The 2,358-nt window shown below is 35.6% G+C and carries 3 protein-coding genes; all 3 read left to right on the top strand.

Features of this window, described 5'->3' with window-relative positions:
* The coding region (locus P8O70_04975; protein ID MDG2196231.1) for an ADP-dependent glucokinase/phosphofructokinase at window positions 1–722 on the top strand (722 nt) is incomplete at its 5' end.
* 12 nt (window positions 723–734) lie between these two features.
* On the top strand, window positions 735–1,715 hold the full coding sequence (locus P8O70_04970) for a hypothetical protein (protein ID MDG2196230.1): 981 nt from the start codon (window positions 735–737) through the stop codon (window positions 1,713–1,715).
* Window positions 1,716–2,115: 400 nt separating this feature from the next.
* The coding region (locus P8O70_04965) for a transposase (GenBank protein ID MDG2196229.1) at window positions 2,116–2,358 on the top strand (243 nt) is incomplete at its 3' end.

The raw sequence follows: 2,358 nt of genomic DNA, 5'->3' as shown, positions 1-2,358 counted from the left end.
AACGAATTATCTTCGTAAATGATACTATCAACGAAAATATTTTGATAGACAATAATATCATTGATTCTTACTTTCCTTTTAAGGTGTTATTAATCTCCGGTCTTAACACCATAAAATGTGAAGCATTAATTAATAAAAATTTGAATAATTTAAATAATATTTTTGAAAAATCTTCACATAAAACTTTTACTTTTTATGAACATGCTGGCTATCACAACTTTAAAATTGAAAGACTTGTAAGAGATTTTATATTTCCGAAAGTTAATTTTTTTAGTATGAATGAACACGAGCTCGCAAATATTATTCAAAGCTATGATTTTATCGAGAACCCAGAATTTTTAGTCAATTCACTTATTCCACTACGCACCCACCACAAATTCGATAAAATCTTAATCCACACTTCAAGATGGTCTTTACTTTTTGGTAATGAATCTGCTAGATTTAAAGGTTGTTTACAAAACGCCATAAATATTGCTTCTGCGCGTATGATTTATGGTGATTATTTGAATTTTACAGATTATTCCAATATTGGGAATTTACTCGAAATTGAAAACAAGTCTTTAGAATTTTCTAAATATTTTAATTATATTAGTCAATCTGATTTTTGCTGTTTGCCCTCTTATAAGATAAGATCAGAAAATCTTACCACAATTGGATTAGGGGATTTTTTTGTTGCGGGTTTTATTAGTTCACTTTCTGAAGTTGAATATATTCTTTCTTAAGGAAAATCTCTTATGGAAAAAAGTTTATCTATCAAGTTAGAAAAAATTAAAAACGGTTCTTATAAATGCCAAGACTTCATTATTGCAGACGCTAAAGATGGTGATATGGGTGGTGGAATTTTTGTAGTTGGAGAGGACAAAAGTGCCGTTGGAAAGCCTCGCCCGTTTACTGATTATATCGAAGAAATGCGGCAAGTAACTAAATCGAGTTTAGTAGATATTATGTTGATGTCCGCATCTACAGCTGAGCAACTTGTAGGTGAGGGAATTTTTGATAACTCACCAGTCACACCTGCTGTTCGGTTAAATGATGCTACAGACATTTGGAGTCAGCGTTTTTCTAGTTATGGTAATAAGAACCCAAAAAATTTCAGGTCAGCAAATTTGAATGTTGTTAAAGATTTCGTTGATCTGGGCCTATTTTCTATTACATTTTCTAATGATCTGAATTCTGATCTGAATTTTATGTCCCAATTTAATGATTTTGTTTCAGAAATCAGAGATATTGAAATGAATTATTTTCTTGAAATCTTTAATCCAAAAATTGATATTGGCATTCAACCTGATGAAATACCAAAATATGTAAATGATTGCATAGTTAAGACTCTTGCTGGCTTAACTATTCCAGAAAGACCCCTTTTCTTAAAGATGCCTTTTAATGGACCTACCGCAATGGAAGAACTCTGCAATTACAATCCCAGTAAATTAATTGTTGGCATTTTAGGGGGATCCAAGGGCACTACTAGGGATACTTTTGAATTAATCTATCAAGGTGAAAAATATGGGGCACGTGTGGCCCTATTTGGTAGAAAGATACAATTCTCAGAGGCACCTTTGAAAACAGTTGAACTTATGAGGGCTGTTGTTAGTCAGGAAATATCACCCATTGATGCTGTAAAATCCTATCACTCCTATTTAGCCACAAATGGGATCAGGCCCATACTTCCATTGGATGACGATCTCAAAATTACTGAGAAACCCTTAATAAACTAAAGGATCATATTTTCTGATTGATTTTAAACCCCTGCATTAGTGAAGCATTGAAAGGATAGCCAGAGTCTACCAAACAGATAAAATGTGATATGGCTCCCACACTCGCAGACTGTCACTCTGAACGAAAATTGCGCCCAGGCGCACAAACACCCCCCCGATGTATGTTCAGTGGGTTAAGAGCCTGATGCTGTCAGTTTCATAATCTAGTGTCCAACAAAGAAATTGATATGTATTTGCTTCATAGTTCTTTTTTATAAATTCCAATTGTATTACTGGTTTAAAATTTCTTCCAATGTAGTTTAGGGCCTGTCATCAAATAAACATTTGATTGTTTGAGGAACATCGTTCTCCTCAAGGGGAAAAGCCTTTTTTTTCCTTTTCCCTATTCAAGAGAAGTCCAATGACTACCAGGCGCTACACTCTCCGTGATGATCAGTGGCAACGGATCGAACATCTGCTCCCCGGCAGAGTTGGTACAGTCAGGGTTACTGCCAAAGATAATTGCCTCTTTGTCAAGGCAGTGCTCTACCGTTATCGGGTCGGTATCCCTTGGCTGCCCGAACGCTTTGGTGATTTTCGGGTGATTCACACTCGTCACATGCGCTGGAGCAAACGGGGTGTCCGGCAACGGATCTTTGAAGTG

The organism is SAR324 cluster bacterium, from assembly GCA_029245725.1.
In the GTDB taxonomy this organism is placed as follows: domain Bacteria; phylum SAR324; class SAR324; order SAR324; family NAC60-12; genus JCVI-SCAAA005.
The sequence above is the reverse complement of the archived record's forward strand: the minus strand, read 5'-3'. Positions and strand labels throughout refer to the sequence as shown.